Raw genomic sequence first — 24824 nt, forward strand, 5'->3', positions numbered from 1 at the left:
ATGGTTGCGGCAGGTCCCTGATTAAAACACCAATAAAGAGATAAATATAAATTTGATCCAAAAGGCGAAAACCACTGCCGGCCGCGACGTCCTCGACCATTGGTCTGATATTCAGCAACACACGCTGTTCCTGACGTTAATTGGGGGATTTGGTTTAACAAATATTGATTGGTTGAGTCAATCACTGGGATCAATAATACTGGAGCATTCCCATCACAGTAAGTATTAATCTGTGCTAATTTTAATAGTTGTAATGGCCTATCAAGGCAATAACCTTTATGGGGCGTCGAGGTTAAATGTATTCCCCAACTACGTAAGATCTTTATTTGCTTATTAATCGCCATACGGCTAATGCCAAAATAGTCCCCTAATGCTTCTCCAGAATGAAACTTACCATCAGCTAATAGCTCAATTAATTTTAAAGGCTGATTAAAATTTTTCATTTTTCTCCTTTAATTTGGTCTAATACTTGTGTCGCATCTTGTTCCCCCAATCGACCAATAAAACGAATTTCAGGCTCGAGAACCACGCCAAATTTATCTGCGACTTGTTGGCGAACAAATGCCGCTAATCGCACGACATCCTGTGCTGTTGCTTTAGCTTTATTTATGAGGACTAAGGCTTGTTCAGTATGAACGGCGGCGCCGCCCAACTGATAACCTTTTAAACCGCACTGATCAATCAGCCATCCCGCAGCTAATTTCACCTCATGATCAGCCAGCGGATAACATGGTAAATGGGGATATGTGGCGATAATACGTTGCGCTTGTGTGACAGATACAATAGGATTTTTAAAGAAACTACCGCCATTCCCCATCACAGCTGGATCAGGCAATTTTTGGCGCCTGATTTGACAGACACACTGGTAAATATCGTTAGCGGTAACGGTATCGGCATCTAATTTTTGCAAATCACCATAACTCAATATAGGTTGCCACTGTTTGGTTAATCTAATGCCGACATACACCACCGCATAGCCTTCCCCATATTGATGTTTAAATATACTGTCACGATAACCATACTGACCATCAGTAATGATACTTATTTTACCCGTGGCTAATTCCACTATCTCAACATAATCAGCAAACCGTTGAAATTCGACACCATAAGCACCAATGTTTTGTATTGCGGCTGACCCGATACAACCAGGGATTAACGCTAAATTTTCTAAACCATTATAACCATTCATCACGGTATGGGTGACAAAATCATGCCATACTTCGCCCGCACCAACATGGAATAAGTAGTCATTGTCTACCTCACGAAAGGTAATACCTTTTATGCGATTTAAAATGACCATGCCATCGAAATCATCTGTCAATAAAGTATTGCTGCCCTGTCCTAAAATCAGAACGGGTAAATTCTGTTGCTGCGCTTGTTGCCAATAGTGACAAAGTTCGGTGACATCCCGAGCTTCAACGACTTGGTTGGCGTAAACCTCAAGCCCAAATGTGTTAGGAATGACTGTTTTCATGATTTAAATTTACCCAAAGCTTGTGCAAAAGCATTACCCATTGCATGATTAGTTACCGATGACGCTTTCCCTTTATTCGACGTTAAATGTCGTGATTTATTCCCTTGATGACGCGGGGTATGGGGATCAGCTGAAATCGCCGTTTCATCCATACGCATGGTTAAGGCAATTCGTTTACGATTAAGATCAACATCTAATACTTTTACTTTAACAATATCGCCCGTTTTAACCACCGTCCGCGGATCTTCAACAAATTTATGCGACAGTGAAGATATATGTACTAATCCATCTTGATGGACTCCAATGTCAACAAACGCACCAAAATTGGTAACATTGCTTACCACCCCTTCTATTATCATACCAACGTTTAAATCGGCCATTGTTTCGATATTTTCAGCAAATTGCGCCGTTTTAAATTCGGGACGAGGATCTCGACCAGGTTTATCTAATTCTTTAATAATATCAATAACGGTCGGTAAACCAAAATGATCATCAATATACGCCGCTGGTTTTAATTGACGTAACTCATGACTATTGCCCATCAGTTCACTTAACGACTTATTGGTTGCAGCCAAAATACGTTCCACAACGGGATAAGCTTCGGGGTGAACGGCTGAGGCATCAAGCGGATTATTGCCATGCATAATACGTAAAAAACCCGCGCACTGCTCAAAGGCTTTGGGTCCTAAACGACTGACCTTAAGTAATTGTTGACGATCAACAAATTGTCCATGTTCATCACGCCACTGAACAATATTTTGCGCCATCAGTTTGCTTAAGCCCGCGATACGAGATAGCAGCGCTACCGAAGCGGTATTTAAATCAACCCCTACCGCATTCACACAATCTTCGACGACATCATCCAATTTTTTAGCTAATTGGGTTTGGCTAACATCATGTTGATATTGCCCCACACCAATCGATTTAGGATCGATCTTCACCAGCTCAGCTAAGGGATCTTGTAAACGTCTAGCTATCGATACCGCACCGCGTAATGACACATCCAATTCTGGAAATTCTTGCGCTGCCAATTCTGAGGCGGAATAAACCGATGCGCCAGCTTCACTAACTATCACTTTTTGCCCTTTTACTTCTGGGTATTTCTTTTGCACCTCTAAATAAAAACGCTCAGTTTCTCTTGAGGCGGTGCCATTGCCAATAGCAACCAGCGCTACTTGGTATTTAATGCATAATGCCGCCACAACCGATGCTGCCCGATCCGCTTGCCCCGTATGAGGATAAATCGTTTCGGTTGCCACCAATTTGCCGGTAGCATCAACCACTGCAATTTTAACCCCTGTACGCAAGCCAGGATCCATGCCCATCGTCACCTTCATCCCTGCTGGCGCAGCCATTAGCATATCGTTTAAGTTAGCGGCAAACACCGCAATCGCTTCTGTTTGCGCTTGGTCGCGCAGTGTTGACATTAACTCAGTTTCCATATGGAGTAATATTTTAAGTCGCCAAGTCCAGTTAATTACCTGTCTACGCCAGTGATCTGCTGGCTTATCGCTAAGCTGAACGTGTAAATGTTGAAGGATGATCTGTTCACAGTAACTAACCTTAGGTGGCTCATCATATTGCGGATCAGCATCTAATGATAATTGAAGTATCCCTTCATTACGTCCACGGAACATCGCTAAGGCACGATGAGAGGGGATATGTGAAATTAATTCATGATGATCAAAATAGTCGCTAAATTTAGCACCTTCGGCTTCTTTGCCACTGATAACCTGTGCAACCAAATGCGCATTATTCCATAAATAATCACGTAATTTAGCCAATAAATCGGCATCTTCTGCAAAGCGCTCCATCAAAATATAGCGCGCTCCATCTAAAGCTGATTTGATATCGGTAATGCCTTTATCTGCCGCTAGATAATCCGTTGCTGTAGTGTCCGGATCTAACTCAGGCTGTTGCCACAATAAATCAGCTAATGGTTCAAGACCTGCTTCAATCGCGATTTGAGCGCGAGTACGTCTTTTGGGCTTATACGGTAAATAGAGATCTTCTAACTCCGTTTTATTCAAGGTTTCGGCAATTTTGGCTGCTAAGGCTGGCGTTAATTTACCTTGCTCCTCAATAGAACGTAAAATAGTCTGTCGCCTATCCTCAAGTTCGCGTAAATAACTTAATCGGCTATCTAATTGGCGTAATTGCCCATCATCTAACCCCCCCGTTACCTCTTTACGGTATCTGGCAATAAAGGGAACGGTACTTCCTTCATCAAGTAAATTAATCGCAGCAAAAACTTGTTCTGGTTTTACGGTTAATTCATTGGCTATAATATGGCTAATTTTTTTTTGTATCATAAAATAAATTCTTCATATAATCAAAAGGTTATAAAAACAAGCTATGGCTAAAACTAATTATATAACAAGAGAAGGCTATTTGGCACTCGATCGTGAGCTTAAATATCTATGGAAAGAAGAGCGTCCGCGTGTGACACAAGCTGTCTCTGACGCCGCTGCGCTTGGTGATCGCAGTGAAAACGCAGAATATATTTATGGTAAACGTCGCCTGCGCGAAATTGATCGTCGTGTCCGTTATTTAACCAAACGGTTAGAAGTCCTAAAAATCGTCGACCCCGATCCGCGTCAAGAAGGACGGGTATTTTTTGGCGCATGGGTTAAATTAGAAGATGAAAATGGCATAGAATATCATTATCGTTTAGTTGGTCCAGATGAATTTGATCCAGCGAAAAAGTGGATATCTATTGATAGCCCTGTGGCTAGGGCGCTAATTGGACATTATGTCGATGATGAAATTCGAGTAAAAACACCTAATGGTGAAGTGACTTACTACCTATTAGCGATCAGCTACCAACCTTTTCATTGAAACAAACTTTACAGGGTGGTGGATTATGTTTGGTAAAACAACTAAAAATGGCTAATGCGTTAATACTAGTTTAGGATCAAAATAGTCGTATTCATCAGCAGCGATGATTAATATAACTATAAGTTGTATTTTTTACAAGATTCCCCAATAATACATTGCATTGATTCAACGTATTCCACTATAACTGATTAATTAAACAAGATACATTTATGCAAAATAAATCTTATACCGCCTCTCTTTTTATTATTTCTGCGCCTAGTGGTGCGGGGAAATCCAGTTTAATTCAAGCTTACTTGGCGAGTCAAACCGCCACGCCAGCTAAAGTCTCTATTTCCCATACGACACGTGATATACGCCCAGGAGAACAGCATGGGCAACATTACCACTTTATTGATAAAGCTCAATTTGAGCAGATGATTGCGCAAAATGCATTTATTGAATATGCCCATGTTTATGATCATTACTATGGAACTTCACGAAAAGCCATTGAAGATTATCTTGAACAAGGTATTGATATTTTTTTAGATATTGATTGGCAAGGTGCACGGCAAGTAAGAGCATCGATGCCTGAAGCTAAAAGCATTTTCATCTTACCCCCTTCCCTCCCTGAATTAGAAAAACGGTTAATTAAACGTGGACAAGATAGTGAGGCAATTATCCAAAAACGGATGAAAAAAGCCCAATCAGAAATGTCACACTATTCGGAATATGAGTATCTAATTATCAATGATAATTTTGAACAGGCATTACACCAATTGTCGATGATTATTGACACCGAAAAATTAAAGACCGTTAAGCAAGCGACACGCCATCAACCGCTACTGGCACAATTACTTAGCTCATCCTCTTTAGATTAAGCGACAATTGATCAATATGTAAAATAAAGTTAAGTGATTAATTAATAAAAATAGGCTTTCTATACCAAACTGACTATTATCTATATTGCGATGAACTTATAAATATTTTGTTAATCTTTGACGGTAATATAAGTTTATGATAGACAAAAGCTATTTAAATTAAGTACAATAAACGATCATGTGTAAAAAGACATGTTCAATGTAGTGATTTTGATTAAAAAGAGGTAAATAATGGCTCGTGTAACAGTACAAGATGCGGTAGATGTAATTGGTAATCGTTTTGATCTAATTTTAATTGCCGCTAGACGTGCTCGTCAAATTCAGTCTGAAGGTAAAGCGCCCCTTGTTGCAGAAGAGAACGACAAAGAAACCGTTATCGCATTACGCGAAATTGAAGATGGATTAATTAATCAAAAAATTCTTGATTCTGCTGAGTTTCAAGATCGTAGTAAAATGAATGAAAAAGTGGTAACGCGTCCTGCTGTACACGAAACGGTATTATTTGATAATTCTATTCTTTAATTTTTTCTATTGGTAAGGTCTGTTTTATATGCAAATGTTTGAACCCCTAAAACAAATTATTCAGACCTACCTACCGCAAAAGCAGCTTGATATGATACAAGATGCTTATATCTATGCACGTGATGCGCATGAAGGACAATACCGATCGAGTGGCGAACCCTATATTACCCATCCCGTTGCCGTCGCGTGTATTCTTGCCGATCTGCGTCTAGATTCGGATACCATTACCGCGGCGTTATTACATGATACCATTGAAGATACCCCAGTTACCTATGAAGATATTACGCAGCGATATGGTCATCACGTCGCCGAACTAGTAGAAGGGGTCTCTAAGTTAGATAAACTTAAGTTCCGCAATCGTCAAGAAGCGCAAGCAGAAAATTTCCGAAAGATGGTAATGGCGATGGTACAAGATGTGCGCGTCATCTTAATTAAACTTGCTGATCGAACGCACAATATGCGCACCTTAGGCGCCCTCAGATCCGATAAACGTCGCCGTATTGCCAAAGAGACATTAGAAATTTTTGCTCCGCTGGCTTATCGTTTAGGTATCCATCATATTAAAGCAGAGCTCGAAGTATTAGGCTTTGAAAACTTATATCCTAATCGAGCAAAAGTGATTAAAAAAGTGGTCAATGCTGCCCGTAGTACGCGTAAGGAGATGATCCAGCAAATTTTATCAGAAATCCAAATGCGTTTAGCTCAAGCCAATATTGAAGGGCATGTTGAAGGGTATGAAAAAAATATCTACTCCATCTACTTAAAGATGAAATTAAAAGAACAAAAATTTCATTCGATTATGGACATCTACGATTTTAGAATTGTTGTCAAAGAGGTGGATATTTGTTACCGCGTACTAGGATTAATGCATAACTTATATAAACCACGAGTTGGACGATTCCGTGATTATATCGCGATACCAAAAGCCAATGGCTACCAATCACTCCATACCTCAACTATAGGCCCTCGTGGCGTGCCGGTTGAATTACAAATTCGCACCGACGATATGGATCAGATGGCGGAAATGGGTATTACTGCGCACTGGGCATACAATAAGAACGATGAACTAAATAATACGACCACACAAATCAAAGTTCAGCGTTGGATGCAAAATTTACTTGAGCTACAACAAAGCGTAAGTAGCTCATTTGAATTTATTGAAAATGTAAAATCGGATCTATTTCCTAAAGAAATCTACGTCTTTACTCCTAAAGGTCGTATTGTCGAATTACCAGAAGGTGCAACGGCTATCGATTTTGCCTATGCGGTTCACTCTGATATTGGTTATCACTGTATTGGGGCGATTGTTGATCGTAAACCTTATCCGCTCAGCCGCCCATTAGATAGTGGACAGACGGTTGAGATTTTAACGGATGAAGGGAGTTTACCTAATGCCGCTTGGCTTAATTTTGTAGTGAGTTCAAAAGCGCGATCACGTATTCGTCAAGCGTTAAAAAATTTAAAGCGTAATGATGCGATTTCTTTAGGTCGACGACTATTAAATCATGCTTTATCGACCCCGGGCGGGATTGATCAGGTGCCACAACTTAACATCGATCGCACACTTAAATTTATGAAGCTAGCTTGCTTAGATGATTTGCTGGCCGAAATTGGACTGGGTCACATTATGAGTAATTTTGTGGCAAAGGGATTAGAGCACAGTGATATTGTGGAATTAATTTCAGGGGATCGTCAAAAATTGGTGATTAAAAGTGATGAGAGTGGCTTAATAACACTCGCAAAATGTTGCCGCCCCATTCCTAACGATCCGATTATGGGCTACGTCAGTGCCGATAAAGGCTTAACCTTGCACCATAAAGCGTGTCGTCATATTTCCGAACATATAAAAGAGCCTGAAAAATATATTTCATTTGAATGGAAAAATGATTCAACTCAACGATTTATAACTGAATTAAAGATTGTCATTAAAAACAACCAAACAGCGTTAGCGAATATTGTATCCATTATTAATCAACATCATGCGAATGTATGTGGATTAAACACCAGTGAAAAAGAACATCGGCTTTATATTATTTGTTTATTGTTGGAAGTGCATAACACAGATCAATTAGCCACGATTATCAAACAGATATCTTATTTAAACGATGTGATTAATATTCAACGAAATATAAACTAAGTTTACCCTTGTTGTCCGATGAGATAACAGTCATCGAGAGTATGTCGCCTAACCATTAATAGTAGAAATGGTAGATGATTTAGCCTTACGGCCAATTATTTGCCTAATTGTATTTATTCTTGCTATGAATAGGAATTGAGTTGAAATGTCCACACGTTTATTTAATCACCTGCCGATAAAAAGTTTAAATGGCGTTGGTCTCGCGCTAGAAGCGAAATTGCAAAAATTAGGGATTAATACGGTCTATGATCTATTACTACATTTGCCACTTCGTTATGAAAACCGCGCCATAACAGCGCGTATTGCGGATGTCTATTCAGGTCAGACCATCTCAATCGAAGGACACATTACTCAACGACAAATCATTACCAGTAAACGACGTATGCTGATATGCACGATAACTGATGGCACGGGTGTTGCCGCCTTACGTTTTATGCATTTTAACGCCGGTATGTCTCAAGGGATGATCCCAGGCAATCGAATTCGCGCCTATGGGGAAATAAAACAAGGTAAATACGGACCTGAACTTATTCATCCACACTATCGACTATTATCCCATCCGCAGACGACTCCAACCGATGAAGATAGATTAACACCGATCTACTCAACAACCGATGGCTTGAGCCAAACAGTATTAAGAAAATTAATTCAACAGGCGTTACAGTTATTACAACAATATCCTATTGATGAAATATTACCAATACCGTTATGCCCTTGGTTACCAGCGATTGACGCTGCACTATCGACAATACATTATCCGCCCACTGATATTGATCCTTTATTATTAGAACAGTACCAACACCCCGCACAACAACGCTTGATTATAGAGGAATTACTCGCTTACCAGCTCAGTATGCAATTTATCCGTGAAGATGAACGTAAACTGCAAGCCTACCCACTTAACGCAACTGGACGCTATATGACGCCGTTTCTCACACAGCTCGCGTTTACCCCTACGGCGGCTCAGCAGCGCGTGACGAAAGAGATAAAATTAGATATGCAACAACCCTATCCGATGATGCGATTAGTGCAAGGTGATGTCGGGTCAGGTAAAACCTTAGTCGCAGCCATGGCGGCGTTATTGGCTTTAGAAAATGGTAAACAAGTGGCACTAATGGCACCTACTGAAATTTTAGCTGAGCAGCATTATCACAATTTTAAAGCGTGGTTTGAACCATTAAATATTGAGGTGGATTGGGTATCGAGTCGCTTACAAGGGAAAACCAAACAAGCTAAATTTGATGCGATTGCTAACGGTCAAATTAGCATGGTGATCGGTACCCATGCTATCTTTTATGAACAAGTTCAATTTAAACAATTGGGTTTAGTTATTATTGATGAACAGCACCGTTTTGGGGTAGATCAACGCTTAAATTTATGGGAAAAGGGGCGAGACCAGCAGTGCTATCCGCACCAATTACTGATGACGGCAACGCCTATTCCCCGAACCTTAGCGATGACCGTATATGCCCATTTAGCTATCTCAATAATTGATGAACTTCCACCAGGAAGAACACCGATTACTACAGTTGTAATCCCAAATACACGTCGTTTAGAGATCATTGAACGAGTAAAACAAGTCTGTTTGTCCGGCGGTCAAGTCTATTGGGTCTGTACTTTAGTCGAAGAGTCCGAAACTTTTGAGGCGCAAGATGCTGAAAATTTAGCGACAGAATTACAGCACCATCTCTCATCCATTCAGGTTGGATTGATCCACGGGCGCATGAAAGCCAATGAAAAGCAGCAAATCATGTTAGATTTTAAGCAGAACCAGATTCAATTATTAGTCGCAACGACCGTGATTGAAGTGGGAGTAGATGTTCCCAATGCTAATTTAATGATTATAGAAAATGCAGAACGGCTAGGATTAGCCCAATTACATCAGTTAAGAGGGCGAGTTGGGCGTGGCAGTGCAGTCTCAAATTGTGTACTGCTTTATCAAGCGCCATTGTCAAAAACCGCCCAAGCTCGCTTAAAAGTGATGCGCGAGAGTAACGATGGTTTTATTATTGCGCAAAAAGATATGGAAATTCGCGGTATGGGTGAAATTCTAGGCACCAAACAAATAGGAATCGCCGATTTCAAAATCGTCGATTTAGTCCGCGATCAAGCGATTATCGAACAGGTTCAACAACTCGCGCACTACTTAATTAAACATCAGCCTCATCATGCCCGTATATTAGTGGATTGTTGGTTACCTTATCGCGAAAAATATATTAATGCATAATGCTAATGTCTTAAAATAAGTTTCTCCAACACCCCACCTTATTATGATTAGTTTGCCAGAAAAAACGGTTACATTCCTAGCTATCTTTGCATTCATTTTATTATTCAACATTATTTTTCTATTTTGCCTAAAAAACTAATTAAAACAGATAGATATAAGAAATTGTTATTGATATCCCTCCACCAGATTAATCTATTAATCTAAGTATGATAAATGCGCATTTATAGAAAAATCATTCACTTGTTTTTTACAAAGAAAATATTTTTATTTATTAGTGTACAAATGATATTAAAGGATTACAATAACCAGTTTATATAATCAATTTAATTTAACCAATACAGGTAAAAAATGTTAAAACCTTACTTGTCAACCAACATCATTCTATTCTCTTTAATACCACTAACCTCGGTGCATGCATCGACTTATTATCAAGAGACTGTTAAAAACACGGTTATAAATAGCAACGATATAATTAAAAATGAACATCGCGTCACCACAACGCAATCTCGGCATTGGATGATAAACTCGGTTGCTACCCCAAGCCTAGCAACCAATATAGCCAGTTTGAAAGCGAATGATCGCGTCACTCGTTTTTTAGAATCGGCTACTATTGAGAATAATCATCAACGTAATAATGCCGTGCTAATTCCATCAGCACAAACAATCACAACGGCATCAAATAACAATATAAAGGTAAACGGAGATTCTAAAAGTCTTAAAGGTCATTATTTAAACATTGACCACGCGGACGATAATTCCACTTTATCAATTTCAGATGGCATAGACGTGCATAATCAGCGTCACGAACAATCATATAATTACGGTACACTATTAGAAAATCATAGGGATAAGAGCACGACCATCAACTATGATAGTCAGTTAGGTCAAATTAAAGTTAAATCAGATGGGGCGATATATAACTCGGGAATTGCGGGAATAACATATAACGGCGATAAGGATATTACTATCAACATTAAAGATGTTGGTAGTAGGCATATTAAAACCGGAGCTGCTTTTAACGCAATAGTAAATGAAGGCGAAAAAGGGAATATTCACATTACGTTAAATGATGGTAGTATAATGAATACTAATAATGCTAGTTATGGAATAAAATCAATAAATTCTTCTGGCGGCGGTAATATTATCAAGAGTAATAATTTAAATATTAGCAGTATGAAGGTAGGTATCTATGCAGAAAATGATCATGGTGGTGAAATTGATATCGTTTCGTCTGGAGAGATATTTGGAACAGCGGAAAAAGGTATTTTTGCAAAAGCAACAGGCACTGTAAAAAGTAATATCACTATTTCACGAAGTGGTAATACTATCTCTGATAACATTGGGATTTATGCAGAAAATACCAATGGAGGAGATATTACCATTAATAACTTGGATGGTGGCATTATTATAAGTAGCAATAGCGATTCATCCATTATGGCCACAAATAAAGCTAGCAATGATAAATCAGGTAAAATAACCACCAATAATAATGGCATAATATATGGATATGTAACTTATTCTGGTCATAATGTACAATTTAATAACCAAGGTAACGGCGAATTTAAACTATACCATGGTAGTGGTGGCAAAGTGACCAGTAGTTTTGGAACAGATGGTAAATTCTCGAATAACGGGATGATTAAGTTTTTAGATGCTAGCTATAATACAAAAGCAACTTTCAAAGGCGTTGCCGAATTTACTCATCAGGGCACAATTGATATAGGGGTAGATGCAACAAGTGATCCCATTACTCAAGATATGGTAGGAAATACAATTACCATTGAAAATGGTGGTAATGGACGGTTTGTTTCAAATGGAGGTTCTTTAAGAGTCAATACCTATATCGATCCGATTAACGGCAAAAGCGATCAACTTATTATCGATAATGCTATCACAGGTCCTAAAGGCTCAACAATAGTTCATATCCATCCAACTGCCGATAGTAATTATGGTAAGCTGACCGGTGATGGTATTGAAATTATTAAAGTTAAAGGCTTTTCTTCACCCGATGCCTTTAGACTAGATGCACCTGTTGTACATGGTGACTATGAATACGGTTTGGTCAAAGGGGGAACTCAAAGTGCACATAGTTGGTTCTTAAGAAATACCTACGGATATAACCCTGCCATAGGGGGTTATCTAGCCAATATGAAAGCGGCCAATAACTTATTTGCTCATTCCCTACATGACCGTGCTATCGCGAGTAAAACCAATCTTTTATCCAATACTGCCATTTTCCAAAATTTATGGTTAAGAACTCGTATTGCGCATAGTCATCATCATAGTGTCAATCATTCATTTAATAACCGTGATAATACCTACCTCACCCAATTAGGTAGCGATATAGGTCTATGGCAAGTTGCACAAGGTAATTTACATATAGGTGTCATGGGTGGTTATGGTCATTACAAAAATACCTCAACCTCACAACAAACCGGTACCCAAGCAAGCTCACAAATGAATGGCTATAATTTAGGTTTATACGGTAGTTGGTTTGAAAATGATAATGGGCAATTAGGAACCTATATCGATGCGTGGTCGCAATACTCATGGTTCCGTAATCGAATTACTGGAAAAGGGAATATTTCTGATGCTAAAAAATATAATAGTTCCGTATGGAGTAATTCAATTGAATTAGGCTATGGCTTTTCTATTACGAAAAATCAACGTTATCAAATCATTTTAACTCCACAAGCCCAGTTTACATATAATATCCATAATATGAGCAGCTTATATGATAATAAAAGTCACCTCTCCGTCACTGATGATAAAGGCAGTGGATTAGTATCCCGTCTGGGAGCGCGCTTATATGGACTTGGCATAGAAACCAACCAAATGATTCAACCTTATGTATCAGTGGACTGGATAAACGCTACCGCCAAAAATCAACTTACGTTTAACGGTAAACATCTAAAAGATGATAGCACGAAAAATCTTATCGAAACCAAATTAGGTCTAGTTAGTTACGTATCTAATCATTTGAGCACATCGGCACAAATTGGTAGCCAATGGGGTAAAGATAATTATAATCAATTACAAGCTCAATTAACTTTTAATTATAACTTCTAACCATTTGCTATAACGTTGGGTCTATTAATATTGATTATTTATAGACCCTATTTTACGCTAAACATATCATTACTAGGCATATAGTAAGTGCTAAATGTTCAAATTACCTATTTATAAACACGGTCTACTTCGCATAAATTCATATAAAATGATGCCTTTTCAAATCGCTTATTTAGTAATTCAATAATTTTACCGACTACCGTCTCCCACATACCGCCATATGGCGATTGACTGATCCTAATAGACATTTATTCACAACATTAATTGATAAACCGCTTATACTACAGTAGTAACAAAAGTGAAACTAGATAAGTTAAAAGCATTTTCTCATGCCGTTTAGGCGACGGTTAATAGTATTATCGAACAAGGCAACACAGACAGACATTTCTAAGCCGCCTACGCGGCGGTTAACTGCTATTTCTCTTATAGACAACAAACCAGCGCTTTCTAAGCCGCCTACGCGGCGGTTAACGAGGTTGTGGAACCAAAAGTTTTGGCTCAAATTTTCTAAGCCGCCTACGCGGCGGTTAACTTTCATCGAAGATGGTAGAGACAAATCTAAACTTTCTAAGCCGCCTACGCGGCGGTTAACCAGGTGGCTGAATATCAATAACTGCGGTTGATTTTCTAAGCCGCCTACGCGGCGGTTAACTAAGATCATATCAAAATAATTACTTCATTTAAAATAAGAAATAGCTAAATCTGTATCAAATACCCTTTATTTTTTAACATTAATTTTTATATAAAAAATCAAATGGTTATATAAACAAAAAATAAAAGGGGGGATATAATAGCTTGTTCTCCTTATATCACTTGTTATTTATGCCTATTATTTAGTCCATGTTTCGGGTAAATATTTCCAAAATCGCGTTGGCATAGCGCGTTTTTGTAGTTTCGGATTAATACGTTCTCGTATTGTAAGTGCTTGAATATATTTTTGCCATAGGGCAGTAAATTGTGGTTCATCTTCTGCTAAATACGTCGCGTTTATCTTATTATTGATAAGAAAATCCTTGTCATCCAATAAAGTCATTTCTTCGATGGTTTCACCATTAAAAAAATAGCCGTAATGTCGGCTTTCATCATAGATAATCCACTTTTGATCGGCAAAACGTTGTTGAAAGTGGCGATAAATGAAAGGAAGAACATTGTATCTTGGGGCAACGGGCGCAAAATAGATATCATCCGCGGTTTTGTTAAAGCGGACAAACATCATGAGGTAGTGGCGTTCAGCACTGACTTTTTTGGCAAGTTTTTTTACAGCTAAAATATCAGGATCACTATAATGTTTTTCGATGTTTTTAGCTGAATCAAGCACTTTGCATAAGTATCGAAATAATAGCATTTTACTTTCTGGCGTTTCAGCATGCCAAATATAACGAATTTGAGTTAGCGCAAATGGCGATAATTTCTTTTTAAGTGCTTGGCTTACCCGTTGATATTTGTAACTCATCGTTTCAACGGTATGAGTAGTATCCACAATTAAAGGACCAATCTCACCTTCTGCTAATAGTAAATCAGGAAAGCATTTGATTTTATAAGCATCAAAGATGGCGCACAGGAGACCTTGCAAAGTATGATCAAAATAAAAAATATTCATATGGGTAGCCTATATTACTCAATTTTAGTGCTATTAGCCGTTTGTATGTGATAAATGGCTTTTCTTTGCTTCGCTTTCATATCATTTTTTAGTTTAAAAATGTAAACTAAATTGCGCTGGTAAGGTCTCAGATGATAAGGTTCGGGTAGTCAATGCCAAGCGTACCTTTTCTGGTGTGAACTCTTGTACGGTAGTACCTAATTTGTCACGACAAGTGATAAAATATTGTGCCCGTTTCATTACAATACCTATCTGCTTTAATGCATTAACCGTTAATGCGGAGTGTCGACGTGCCGCGACAATCATACGTGCCGATTTGACCCCAATACCTGGGACTCGTAAAATCTGTTCGTAGCTGGCTCGGTTAACATCAACCGGAAACAAGTGTGGATGACGTAATGCCCATGACAATTTAGGATCGAGATCTAAATCCAACGTTGGGTAGTTCTCATTGACAATTTCATGCACATTAAATTGATAAAACCGCAGCAACCAATCCGCTTGATATAGCCGATGTTCTCTCTTTCTTGGTACTTCATTGACTATTGGTAGTCGTTTATCATATTCATTGACTGGAACAAATCCAGAATAATAGACGCGTTTCATGGTTGGTCTTTTGTATAAAATGGACGTTAAATTGAGAATATCACGATCCGTTTCATCGGTCGCGCCAACAATTAGTTGGGTGCTCTGTCCAGCAGGCGCAAAGCGTGGCGCATGGCGATGTTTTTTACGCTCTTCTTTGCTTTCTAGTGCATATTGCTGTATAAAATGCATCGGTTTATATACACTTTGATGATCTTTTTCTGGCGCTAATTGTTTAAGGTTATCTTCAGTCGGGATCTCTAGATTAATGCTTAATCTATCCGCATATAAGCCAGCTTGATATATTAATTCAGGACTGGCGCCAGGGATGGTTTTCATATGAATATAACCATGATAATGGTGTTCTATACGTAACAATTTCACAACTTGCAGCATTTTTTCCATGGTATGATCGGCATTTTTAATCACACCCGAACTTAAAAATAAGCCCTCAATGTAATTACGACGGTAAAATTCAATGGTTAACTTTGCTAATTCGCGGGGGGAAAACGTTGCACGTTCAATATCATTGCTACGACGGTTAATACAGTAAGCACAATCATACATACAAAAATTCGTTAACATGATTTTTAATAATGCCACACAACGTCCATCTTCAGTAAAACTGTGACAGATCCCCCAACGGTTGGCACTGCCAATACCTTGGCTGTTATTTTGACGCGTACTGCCACTTGAGGCACAAGAAACATCATATTTCGCTGATTCAGCTAAAATGGTTAACTTATCAATGATCGCTTTACGCATAGGCTTACCTTTACTATAACTGTATATGTATACAGTTATAGTTTAACCGATATCCCTCTGATTGTCACTTTTAATGTCCACTTTTATCTGATTATTTACTTTGAGATATTGATTATTATGATAAGCGTTAGCCAGCTAGCTTTAATTAATGAGATACGATATAGAAGAAAATAGATCGGTGATAATCGCCGTTATACGGTTTATGTTGCTCAATGGCATAGAACCTAATAGCAGCATGTGGCATAACGTTATTGTCTAATAGTAAGACAATAACGCTAGCTATAAATAACAATTAGTTGAGATTCTGTTTTATCGTTAACGCTAAATCTGGGTGCCACATCGCGCCCGTTGCGCTCATCACCGCATCGGCGCCTGCTTGTCGATAGTGTTGATAATGTTCCGGTGTACTTACACCGCCAACGCCAATAATCGCATAGTTAAGATCCATCTCTTGTCGTAGCTGAGCAAGACGCTTGACCATATCAAGTCCTGCCCACCGTATTGCTTCACCACAGACACCGCTTTCAACTCTTTTTTCACCTAACGCGGGTTGCTGCTCATGATTAATTGGCTTGGCAGAAAGAGTATTAATCGCACTAAATCCATCTACCAAGGTTCCAATTCGTTCGAGTAACGCTATCAATTTACGGTTATCGTCAAAATAAGCCAATTTTAGTAATAAGGGGCGATCAGGTACGGTGTTTTTAATTTCATTAACTATCCGTTCAACTTGTGCAATATCGAAACAGAGTAAACGACTGGCACCTTCATTAGGACAACTTAAATTAGCTTCTAAAATAGGGGCTTTCGTCTCATAGACCAAACGCGCGGCTAAGGCATAATCTTTTTCAATCAGCCCCTTTCCTTGTGTTCCTTGAAAACTACCGATCACATATTGTCCTTTGGCTGCTGATGCGACCGCTTCCGCCATATCCACTTGCCATACGTCTGGCGAAAATGATGGAACCCCAAACGAGTTGGTAATGGACAGTGGCTGGCGATAATCATTATCGGCTAATACGGTTGATAAGCTGTTGGTAAGTTTTCCCTGTGGGTGGACAGCTAATACATTAGGTAAGGGATGGCTTTTATGGTATTGCGTTCTTACTGTTTTATAAACACATAAATCATAACCATAATTAAACGCTGCTTTAATATAGTTGGCATTAAGTAACGGTCCTGCGGGTATACCAAAAGGCAAATTAACCTTGAGATTTAAAAAATAGCTGGGTGTTAAGGCTTTTATTGGCGTGTCTAGCGGCTGGGCAAATAAACCAAACGGTCCGGTTTGATAATTATCGTCATAACTTATATAGGGATCATAAAATGGAATTGGCATAATGATAAATTCTCCTAGTAGATTTAATTTAATCAAGTTAATGTTTTTAACTACCTTTCACTAGCCTGCAAAAAAAATCCTCCATAAGGAGGATAAATGACAACGTATTTGGATAACCATTGCATAGTAGTAATGTTTTGTGTGCGATATACATCATTTGCGCTTATTGATTAAAGTATGAAACATTGGAGAATAATTGTACGACAATTAATTTATTCATCAAGTCTCATTTCATTTAAAATATTTAACTAAATGAAATAGTTACAGTATTTTTTTTGAGATAAATCCTTGCTCCATTCACCATAATCACCCTAAAAATGTCAACAAATTACGATTCTAATAGCGAAAATTATGTAAGTGATTAATTTACAAATAAAATTAACCGTAAAAAAAATGAGACTATTACGCTTTAAATCGCTAGATTATACCAAAGGTTTAAGATATCATTTTGGTAGTTTAATTATAAGATATTGATTTTACATGGAATAAAATATGAAATACGATCTAAAGAATCTTTTTGACCCCATTACCTTACCAAATGGGGTTAGCCTTAAAAATCGAATAGTGATGGCACCAATGACAACATGTTGTGGCTATTATGATGGTACCGTTACCCAAGAGTTAATTGATTATTACCGAGTTCGATCACAGAATCTTGGCGCCATTATCGTCGAGTGTGGCTTTGTTGAGCATCGTGGCTTAGCATTTCCTGGTGCCATTGGTCTTGATAGCGATGATCGTATTGAAGGATTATCCCATATCGCCCAAGCAATTAAAGCACAAGGAGCCAAAGCGATTATTCAGATCTATCATGGCGGGCGTATGGTCGATCCTAAATTAATTGGTGGACAATCTCCCGTTGCCCCAAGCGCTATCGCTGCGCCTCGCCCAAATTCACCTACGCCTATCGCCCTTAGTGCGGAAGAAGTAGATGAGATGATAGATAAATTTGGCCAAGCAACGCGGCGAGCGATTGCAGCAGGTTTTGATGGCGTTGAAATCCATGGCGCCAATACGTATTTAATTCAACAATTTTATTCCCCTAACTCGAATCAACGTAATGATAAATGGGGCGGCAACCGTGATAATCGTCTGCGCTTTCCACTCGCTATTCTAGCTATCACCAAACAGATGGCTAAAAACTATGCCAACGATAAATTTATTATTGGTTACCGCTTTTCACCGGAAGAGTTAGAAGTGCCAGGTATCCGCTTTGATGATACCCTCTATTTATTAGATAAATTAGCCATCAAAGGGCTTGATTATGTGCATTTTTCTATGGGGGCAACGTTACGTCCATCCATTGTTGATACGCGAGATCCTACCCCGCTTATTGATAAATTTATCCAGCAACGTTCGCCGGCACTAGCCAAGATTCCAGTGATTGGTGTGGGTAATGTTGTTAATAAAAGCGATGCCGATCAAGCGTTAACACATGGTTATGATATGGTAGCGGTGGGACGTGCCTATATCGCTTATCCTGATTGGGCTGATCGTATAAAAGAGCAACAGACATTATCCCTTTCTATTAATAGTGATCAGCGAGTCGCTTTACATATTCCCGAGCCACTATGGCGTTTTCCGTTAGTCGATAGTTTGATTCGAGATGTCAGCAATCATGCAAAAAAATTTAAAGCGGGTCAATATCAAGAAACCGTTAGCGATGACAACCAAAATGAATTTGTCATTAATGTCGAATTAGGCAACGATTTTATAAAAAATATGACATTGCAAAATGCGGATAGGCTCGATCCAACCACCATAACGCACTTTAATGAAATTAAAGATCGCATTGTCACCGCCAATAGTCCTTATGTCGATGCTATCAGTGGCGCAACCTCCCAATGTGAAGCCTTTAAAAAAGCGGTCTCCAAAGCCATGTCGAAATCAAATAAAGCGGCGATCCTTGCTGAAGGAGGAAATCCAGATGAAAAAGCCGTAGATATTGTGGTCATTGGTAGCGGTGGCGCCGGCTTAGCTGCGGCAATTCAAGCCCATGACGATGGAGCTAACGTGATGATTGTTGAGAAAATGTCGATTATTGGTGGCAATACCAATAAAGCATCAGCGGGGATGAATGCAGCCGAAACGCAATTTCAACAGAAGCTAGGTATTCATGATAACAAAGAGCTATTTTATAACGAAACCTTAAAAGGTGGAAAATATAAGAATCACCCACAATTACTTAAATATTTCGTTGACAATGCGCCAAACGCGATCGAATGGCTAGATGAAAAGGGTATTACATTAAGTGATATTACGACAACCGGCGGAATGAGTATAGATCGTACCCATCGCCCAGCCAGCCGTGCTGCGGTAGGGGGATTCTTAATTAGTGGTTTAATCAAAAATATTAATAAACGTGATATTGACGTGATGTTAGAAACGACAGCGACTGAAATTAGGATGGAAAATAATCAGGTGGTTGCGGTTCAAATTAAAAATGAAGAGGGCAATATTCAGACAATAAAAACAAAAGCCGTGATTGTGGCTACGGGGGGATTTGGTGCCAATCCACAGATGATTACCCACTATCGTCCGGATTTAGCTAATGTTGTCACCACCAATCATAAAGGCGCTACCGGTTCAGGCATTACACTTTTACAACATATTGGCGCCGATACTGTCGATATGGGCGAGATCCAAATCCATCCAACAGTAGAACAACAGTCAGCCTATTTAATTTCTGAGTCGATCCGAGGTGGTGGCGCAATATTAGTCTCCAAAGCGGGCAAGCGTTTTGTTAATGAATTAGATACACGAGACAAAGTGTCACATGAAATTAGATCATTACCTGAACAATTTGCTTATATTGTTTTTGATCACCAAGTACGGCAAGAAAATAAAGCAGTGGATGAATATTTAGCGCATGATTTAATTGTCCAAGCAGAGACTATCGAGCAATTAGCCGAAAAATTAGCCATAGATAGCCATGGGTTGGCGACAACGATTGCACGTTTCAATCAATTTGTGACTAACCAACATGATGATGACTTTAATCGCAAAACAGCACTGCGTCACCCTATTAATCAGGCACCTTATTATGCTATCCAAATTGCACCAGGTATTCATCATACTATGGGAGGGGTCACGATTAATACCCATACTGAAGTATTAGATCGGCAACAACAACCTATAAAAGGCGCTTATGCCGCAGGTGAAGTGGTTGGTGGCGTACATGGCGCAAACCGTATTGGTGGTAATGCAGTAGCGGATATTATTATTTTCGGTATTCAAGCAGGGACACAAGCGGCTCAATATATTAAAAACCATTAATAATTGCTATCTTATTTGATTATGATGAGTCATGCAGGTTATACCTATCACCGTCAGTTAATGGGTACAACAATATCGTTAACACTTTTTGTCGACCATAAAATCGCGGCACAAGCCGTATTTACTTTGCTTGAACAATTGGAAGATATTTTTACCGTTAACCGCCAACACTCACAAATTATGGCGATCAACCGTGCCGCAGGTCAACATCCTGTGGCTGTTGATGGTTTAGTTTTTGATTTAATTTATCAAGCTAAACAAGCCAGTTTATTACCAAATAGCTATTTTAATCTGGCGATCGGCCCACTGGTCAAGCTCTGGAAAATTGGATTTAATGGTCATTCAGTACCAAATGCCATCGATATTCAACAGAGATTGGCATTAACTGATCCGCGGTTAGTGGAACTCAATGCCAATGCGCGTACAGTTTTCCTGAAAAAGGCAGGAATGGCGTTAGATTTAGGCGCCATTGCTAAAGGTTATATCGCTGATTTGGTCAAGGTGATGTTAGACGGTTATGGTATTTCACAGGCCATGATCAATTTAGGCGGAAATGTCTTAACCATAGGTAATTCTCCGATTAGCGCAGATCATCATTGGCGTATTGGTTTAAAAAAACCGTTTACTACCGATGACAGCTTACTAGGCATCATTAAGGTGAAAAATAAATCGGTTGTGACGTCTGGCATTTATGAGCGTTACTTTATTCAGGATCAACAACTCTACCACCATATTATCGATCCACAAACAGGGTATCCATTGGATAATGAGCTACAAAGTTTAACTATTATCGCCCCCACTTCTTTGGCGGGCGATGTTTATTCGACCGTTATTTTTGGTATGGGAATAAAGACAGCAATCACGTATTTAAAGCAGTTAAATTCAATTGCAGCTATTTTTGTGACTAAAGATCAAAAAATTATATTACATACCAAACAACAGTATGATTTTGAGCAATTAGATCATCAATATCAACTTATCAATGACTATATATAAACGCGGTCTATCATAAACATGATAAAAACAGATTTAATAATTTATAAGGAAAACATTATGAGTAAAGAAAAAAAGCATCCCGTAAAATGGCGACCATTGCTGATCATTACAGCAATTTCAGCTATTTTATGGCTATATGTTACTCCACCTTCAGGTATTAGCCCACAGGGTTGGCATACCACTATCATCTTTGTCGCGACCATCGCTTGCATTGTGGCAGAAATTATGCCAATTGGCGCGATTGGTATCATGGCGATAACTTTATTTGCAGTATTAAGACCATCTGGTGCACAGACCCCATCCGAAGCGATTAAAATTGCCCTAAATGAATTAAATAGTAGCCTTATCTGGTTAATCGTTATTGCCTTTATGATTGCGCGAGGCTTTATTAAAACAGGATTAAGTCGACGTATCGCCTACTATCTGGTGAAACGAATGGGAAAAAATACTTTAGGTCTTGCTTATGGTCTAGCGGTGACGGATATTGCCCTAGCGCCTGCGATTCCAAGTACAACCGCACGAGCAGGCGGAGTAATTTACCCGATAGCAGAAGCACTAGCTATCAATTTTAATTCAAATCCTAACGATGAATCCAGAAATAAAATTGGTACCTTTTTAATGTTAACGATCAGTCATATCAATGACATCACTTCCGCCATGTTTTTAACCGCATTTACGGGAAATTTATTAGCCGCAAAATTAATTACGACCTCTTTAGGGATAACCTTAGGGTGGAGTGAGTGGTTTATTGCCGCTATCGTACCTTGTTTACTTTCCTTCATTATTATTCCAATAATAATCTACTTTTTAACTAACCCAGAATTAAAAAAGATTCCCCAAGCACCAAAAATGGCCGCGCAAGAGTTACAAAAAATGGGGAAAATTAGTATCAAAGAGTTATGTATGGCCGCCACTATTGTCCTATTGCTTGTTCTTTGGATTTTTGGGAAAAATGTGGGGATCGATGGCACAACCACAGCCTTTATTGGACTGAGTCTGCTCCTATTATCAGGCGTACTTAGCTGGGAAGATATTAAAGCCGAAAAATCGGCTTGGGATACATTAATTTGGTTCGCTGCACTATTAATGATGGCAGGCGAAGTCGGTCGTCTTGGTGTCACTAAATGGTTAGGGGAAGTGATTGGTAGTGCCATTAAAGGCTATTTAGGTAATAGTAGCTGGCTATACGTTATTATTATTTTATGTATGGCTTATGTTTATCTACATTACTTTTTTGCCAGTGGAAATGCCCATATTGCGGCACTCTTTCCGATATTTTTATCTGTGGCAATCGCATTAGGCGTGCCAACTTATATGGCTATTTTTGCGTTAGTACTTTGTACTAACTATTTCGGTTCGCTTACCCAATATGCAAATGCCCGTAATCCATTATTATTTGCCGCGGGGTTTGTTCCAGTTAAAACCTGGTGGAAAGTGGGATTGATCTGTAGTGTGGTCAATTTAACGATTGTTTTTACCGTTGGTTTAGCTTGGTGGAAAGTGTTAGGTCTGGGTAACGCATTGAGTCATTAAAGCGACTATCCCTTTAACTTAGGCAACGCTGTTTGTCAGTAAAATCGCACTAAAGTTTATTTAGCTTCCATGATGGTAAATGGAGGCTAAATAACATAGGAGTTACATTGAATTTTGCTACCCTATTTTATAAGACAAGCACCGTTATAATCATAAACTCATAACCCTCACTAAAAGTGAAATATCTTACCGATAATTGAAGAATTATTGGCTATGTCCCGATACCTTTCGTAAACCAATTATCTCTAAGTTTTAAGCAACTATTGTTATCCAAATAGCGGGATATGCCCATTGATAATAAGAATATAAAACCTCACCCAGTTATCAAAATAAAATCCATATAGTTGATCAATCATGCCATTAAATAGGATCAGGGTGGGGAGAGTAAAAAATAGGTGTCTTTCTTTATCATCAGTTGGTGATTAAGCTATTTTTCTAGCTTTATCGACATTCGCTAATTATCATGCGGGCAAGGATTCGATCCAATAAAAAACAGCTATGAACAGGCTATACTAATGAGTACCCGTTTAATAACTCCATTGTTATGATAAACAAAAGAACAAGAAGACCCCAACAACGACAAATTACCTTTCAAGAAGCGAAAAACGCAGTCTTGCTAACCCATTTAAAAAACAGATGGTGATATTATTCCAAAATGGCAAAAAACGAGCAGATATAGTTGCTGAGTATGACCTGACTAAATCTGCATTAGACAAGTGGATTAAGCCATATCAAACCACGGGTGAATTTACAGCTCAAGGTAATCGTAGCGTTCAAGAAAATGAGCTTATAGCCCTACCCAAAGAGAATAAGCGATTGTTAATGGAGAATGACATCCTAAAGCAAGCGGCGTTGATAATAGGACGAAAATCAAATTAATCACAGAGAATCGACATCGATATAGCTTACGCGCGTTATGTCGATGTTTACAAGTCTCAAGAAATCGATTTTATTATCAACCCCAATTCATCCATAAAAAAAAGACAACATGCTTAGTGAAAAAGTGAAAGTGATATTTAACAATAACTATCAAGCCTATGGAGCAAGACGACTACAAGTAGCGCTTAGAAAGGAAAGTATACTATTATCTCGTCGCCGAATTGGTCGAATCATGCAAGAAAATGGATGAATATCAAAATATACCTGTAAAAAATATCGTGTTAATACAAAACAAAGCAACGAATCGACAGTAAGTAATGAACTTAATCGTGAGTTTACGATAGGACAACAACGAAACGTGTTAGTGACTGATCTAACTTATGTGAGAGTAAAAATAGCTTTGATAGCGTCTTTCAAAAACTTGGAATGTGTCAGATACCATTTTGATATCACAATGCAATTGTAGTTGTAGCGTTTGTAAATATGCCCAGACTTCTTGATTACGCTGTTCGCGCTGTTGATAGATAAGCGCTTTAGCCTGTTTATCTAGTGCTTCTTCATTACGCGAATAATCTTTTTTCTCTTCAATTGTTAGGCTTTTTAAATGGGTCAATTGCGCAAGTTGTATTAATAAAGCAATAGGAAAACCACGTTGCCGTAAATTAAGTTCAGTAATTTTATCAAGGGGTAAATTTTGTAATAAAAAGTGGAAATTACTTTGGTTAAT

The 24824-nt window shown here is 38.7% G+C and carries 18 protein-coding genes and 1 CRISPR repeat array; of the genes, 11 read left to right on the plus strand and 7 right to left on the minus strand.

From position 1 onward, the window contains the following. From O970_RS05030 to O970_RS05040, 3 genes are all read right to left on the minus strand, one after another. The coding region (locus tag O970_RS05030) for an HTH domain-containing protein (protein ID WP_036562733.1) at positions 1-443 on the minus strand (443 nt) is incomplete at its 3' end. Next, positions 440-1474, minus strand: coding sequence for a UDP-N-acetylmuramate dehydrogenase (gene murB, locus O970_RS05035; RefSeq protein ID WP_024496054.1), 1035 nt, complete (start codon positions 1472-1474; stop codon positions 440-442). The genes O970_RS05030 and murB, both read right to left, overlap by 4 nt. Further along, positions 1471-3786: a Tex family protein gene (locus O970_RS05040; RefSeq protein ID WP_024496055.1), complete on the minus strand. Its 2316-nt coding sequence runs from the start codon at positions 3784-3786 to the stop codon at positions 1471-1473. Before O970_RS05040 ends, murB begins: the two co-directional genes overlap by 4 nt. A gap of 43 nt (positions 3787-3829) precedes the next feature. Between O970_RS05040 and greB the strand changes: the two genes are divergently transcribed. The 6 genes from greB to O970_RS05070 all read left to right on the plus strand — a co-directional run bounded on the left by greB (position 3830) and on the right by O970_RS05070 (position 13124). Further along, positions 3830-4312, plus strand: a complete 483-nt coding sequence (gene greB / locus O970_RS05045) for a transcription elongation factor GreB (protein WP_024496056.1) — start codon at positions 3830-3832, stop codon at positions 4310-4312. A gap of 209 nt (positions 4313-4521) precedes the next feature. After that, positions 4522-5169: a guanylate kinase gene (gmk, locus tag O970_RS05050; RefSeq protein WP_024496057.1), complete on the plus strand. Its 648-nt coding sequence runs from the start codon at positions 4522-4524 to the stop codon at positions 5167-5169. 231 nt (positions 5170-5400) lie between these two features. Then, on the plus strand, positions 5401-5691 hold the full coding sequence (gene rpoZ / locus O970_RS05055; RefSeq protein WP_024496058.1) for a DNA-directed RNA polymerase subunit omega: 291 nt from the start codon (positions 5401-5403) through the stop codon (positions 5689-5691). A 28-nt stretch (positions 5692-5719) separates the two neighbouring features. Next, positions 5720-7828 carry a bifunctional GTP diphosphokinase/guanosine-3',5'-bis pyrophosphate 3'-pyrophosphohydrolase gene (gene spoT, locus O970_RS05060; protein ID WP_024496059.1) on the plus strand — a complete coding sequence of 703 codons (2109 nt, stop codon included), beginning with the start codon at positions 5720-5722 and terminating at the stop codon, positions 7826-7828. 145 nt (positions 7829-7973) lie between these two features. Beyond that, positions 7974-10055, plus strand: a complete 2082-nt coding sequence (recG, locus tag O970_RS05065; protein ID WP_024496060.1) for an ATP-dependent DNA helicase RecG — start codon at positions 7974-7976, stop codon at positions 10053-10055. A 348-nt stretch (positions 10056-10403) separates the two neighbouring features. Further along, complete coding sequence (locus O970_RS05070; protein ID WP_024496061.1) at positions 10404-13124, plus strand: autotransporter family protein; 2721 nt, start codon at positions 10404-10406, stop codon at positions 13122-13124. 384 nt (positions 13125-13508) lie between these two features. After that, positions 13509-13776: direct repeats of the CRISPR family, unit length 28 nt; unit sequence TTTCTAAGCCGCCTACGCGGCGGTTAAC. A 177-nt stretch (positions 13777-13953) separates the two neighbouring features. Here O970_RS05070 and O970_RS05075 read toward each other — a convergent pair. From O970_RS05075 to O970_RS05085, 3 genes are all read right to left on the minus strand, one after another. Beyond that, on the minus strand, positions 13954-14724 hold the full coding sequence (locus tag O970_RS05075) for a TIGR03915 family putative DNA repair protein (RefSeq protein ID WP_024496062.1): 771 nt from the start codon (positions 14722-14724) through the stop codon (positions 13954-13956). Between the two features lie 93 nt (positions 14725-14817). After that, positions 14818-16074: a putative DNA modification/repair radical SAM protein gene (locus O970_RS05080; protein ID WP_024496063.1), complete on the minus strand. Its 1257-nt coding sequence runs from the start codon at positions 16072-16074 to the stop codon at positions 14818-14820. A 292-nt stretch (positions 16075-16366) separates the two neighbouring features. Then, on the minus strand, positions 16367-17413 hold the full coding sequence (locus tag O970_RS05085) for a beta/alpha barrel domain-containing protein (RefSeq protein WP_024496064.1): 1047 nt from the start codon (positions 17411-17413) through the stop codon (positions 16367-16369). A gap of 492 nt (positions 17414-17905) precedes the next feature. On the opposite strand from O970_RS05085, the gene O970_RS05090 reads away from it, so the two are divergent. The 5 genes from O970_RS05090 to O970_RS05110 all read left to right on the plus strand — a co-directional run bounded on the left by O970_RS05090 (position 17906) and on the right by O970_RS05110 (position 24347). Beyond that, positions 17906-20689: a flavocytochrome c gene (locus tag O970_RS05090; RefSeq protein ID WP_024496065.1), complete on the plus strand. Its 2784-nt coding sequence runs from the start codon at positions 17906-17908 to the stop codon at positions 20687-20689. A gap of 21 nt (positions 20690-20710) precedes the next feature. Then, complete coding sequence (locus tag O970_RS05095; RefSeq protein ID WP_024496066.1) at positions 20711-21685, plus strand: FAD:protein FMN transferase; 975 nt, start codon at positions 20711-20713, stop codon at positions 21683-21685. A 57-nt stretch (positions 21686-21742) separates the two neighbouring features. Further along, entirely contained in the window at positions 21743-23218 is a 1476-nt protein-coding gene (locus O970_RS05100; protein ID WP_024496067.1) for a DASS family sodium-coupled anion symporter, read from the plus strand. A 636-nt stretch (positions 23219-23854) separates the two neighbouring features. Then, positions 23855-24097, plus strand: coding sequence for an IS3 family transposase (locus O970_RS05105; protein WP_024496068.1), 243 nt, complete (start codon positions 23855-23857; stop codon positions 24095-24097). 109 nt (positions 24098-24206) lie between these two features. Continuing rightward, positions 24207-24347 (plus strand): IS3 family transposase, encoded by a 141-nt coding sequence (locus O970_RS05110; protein WP_081685263.1) that lies wholly within the window; start codon positions 24207-24209, stop codon positions 24345-24347. Positions 24348-24470: 123 nt separating this feature from the next. Here O970_RS05110 and O970_RS09865 read toward each other — a convergent pair. After that, a partial coding sequence (locus O970_RS09865; RefSeq protein ID WP_024496069.1) for a hypothetical protein occupies positions 24471-24824 on the minus strand: 354 nt, incomplete at its 5' end.

The organism is Candidatus Schmidhempelia bombi str. Bimp (assembly GCF_000471645.3).
In the GTDB taxonomy this organism is placed as follows: domain Bacteria; phylum Pseudomonadota; class Gammaproteobacteria; order Enterobacterales; family Orbaceae; genus Utexia; species Utexia bombi.

Coding starts and splice junctions, on each gene's coding strand:
- murB (WP_024496054.1), bottom strand. CDS start 1,474: ATGAAAACAGTCATTCCTAACACATTTGGGCTTGAGGTTTACGCCAAC.
- O970_RS05040 (WP_024496055.1), bottom strand. CDS start 3,786: ATGATACAAAAAAAAATTAGCCATATTATAGCCAATGAATTAACCGTA.
- greB (WP_024496056.1), top strand. CDS start 3,830: ATGGCTAAAACTAATTATATAACAAGAGAAGGCTATTTGGCACTCGAT.
- gmk (WP_024496057.1), top strand. CDS start 4,522: ATGCAAAATAAATCTTATACCGCCTCTCTTTTTATTATTTCTGCGCCT.
- rpoZ (WP_024496058.1), top strand. CDS start 5,401: ATGGCTCGTGTAACAGTACAAGATGCGGTAGATGTAATTGGTAATCGT.
- spoT (WP_024496059.1), top strand. CDS start 5,720: ATGCAAATGTTTGAACCCCTAAAACAAATTATTCAGACCTACCTACCG.
- recG (WP_024496060.1), top strand. CDS start 7,974: ATGTCCACACGTTTATTTAATCACCTGCCGATAAAAAGTTTAAATGGC.
- O970_RS05070 (WP_024496061.1), top strand. CDS start 10,404: ATGTTAAAACCTTACTTGTCAACCAACATCATTCTATTCTCTTTAATA.
- O970_RS05075 (WP_024496062.1), bottom strand. CDS start 14,724: ATGAATATTTTTTATTTTGATCATACTTTGCAAGGTCTCCTGTGCGCC.
- O970_RS05080 (WP_024496063.1), bottom strand. CDS start 16,074: ATGCGTAAAGCGATCATTGATAAGTTAACCATTTTAGCTGAATCAGCG.
- O970_RS05085 (WP_024496064.1), bottom strand. CDS start 17,413: ATGCCAATTCCATTTTATGATCCCTATATAAGTTATGACGATAATTAT.
- O970_RS05090 (WP_024496065.1), top strand. CDS start 17,906: ATGAAATACGATCTAAAGAATCTTTTTGACCCCATTACCTTACCAAAT.
- O970_RS05095 (WP_024496066.1), top strand. CDS start 20,711: ATGATGAGTCATGCAGGTTATACCTATCACCGTCAGTTAATGGGTACA.
- O970_RS05100 (WP_024496067.1), top strand. CDS start 21,743: ATGAGTAAAGAAAAAAAGCATCCCGTAAAATGGCGACCATTGCTGATC.
- O970_RS05105 (WP_024496068.1), top strand. CDS start 23,855: ATGGTGATATTATTCCAAAATGGCAAAAAACGAGCAGATATAGTTGCT.
- O970_RS05110 (WP_081685263.1), top strand. CDS start 24,207: ATGCTTAGTGAAAAAGTGAAAGTGATATTTAACAATAACTATCAAGCC.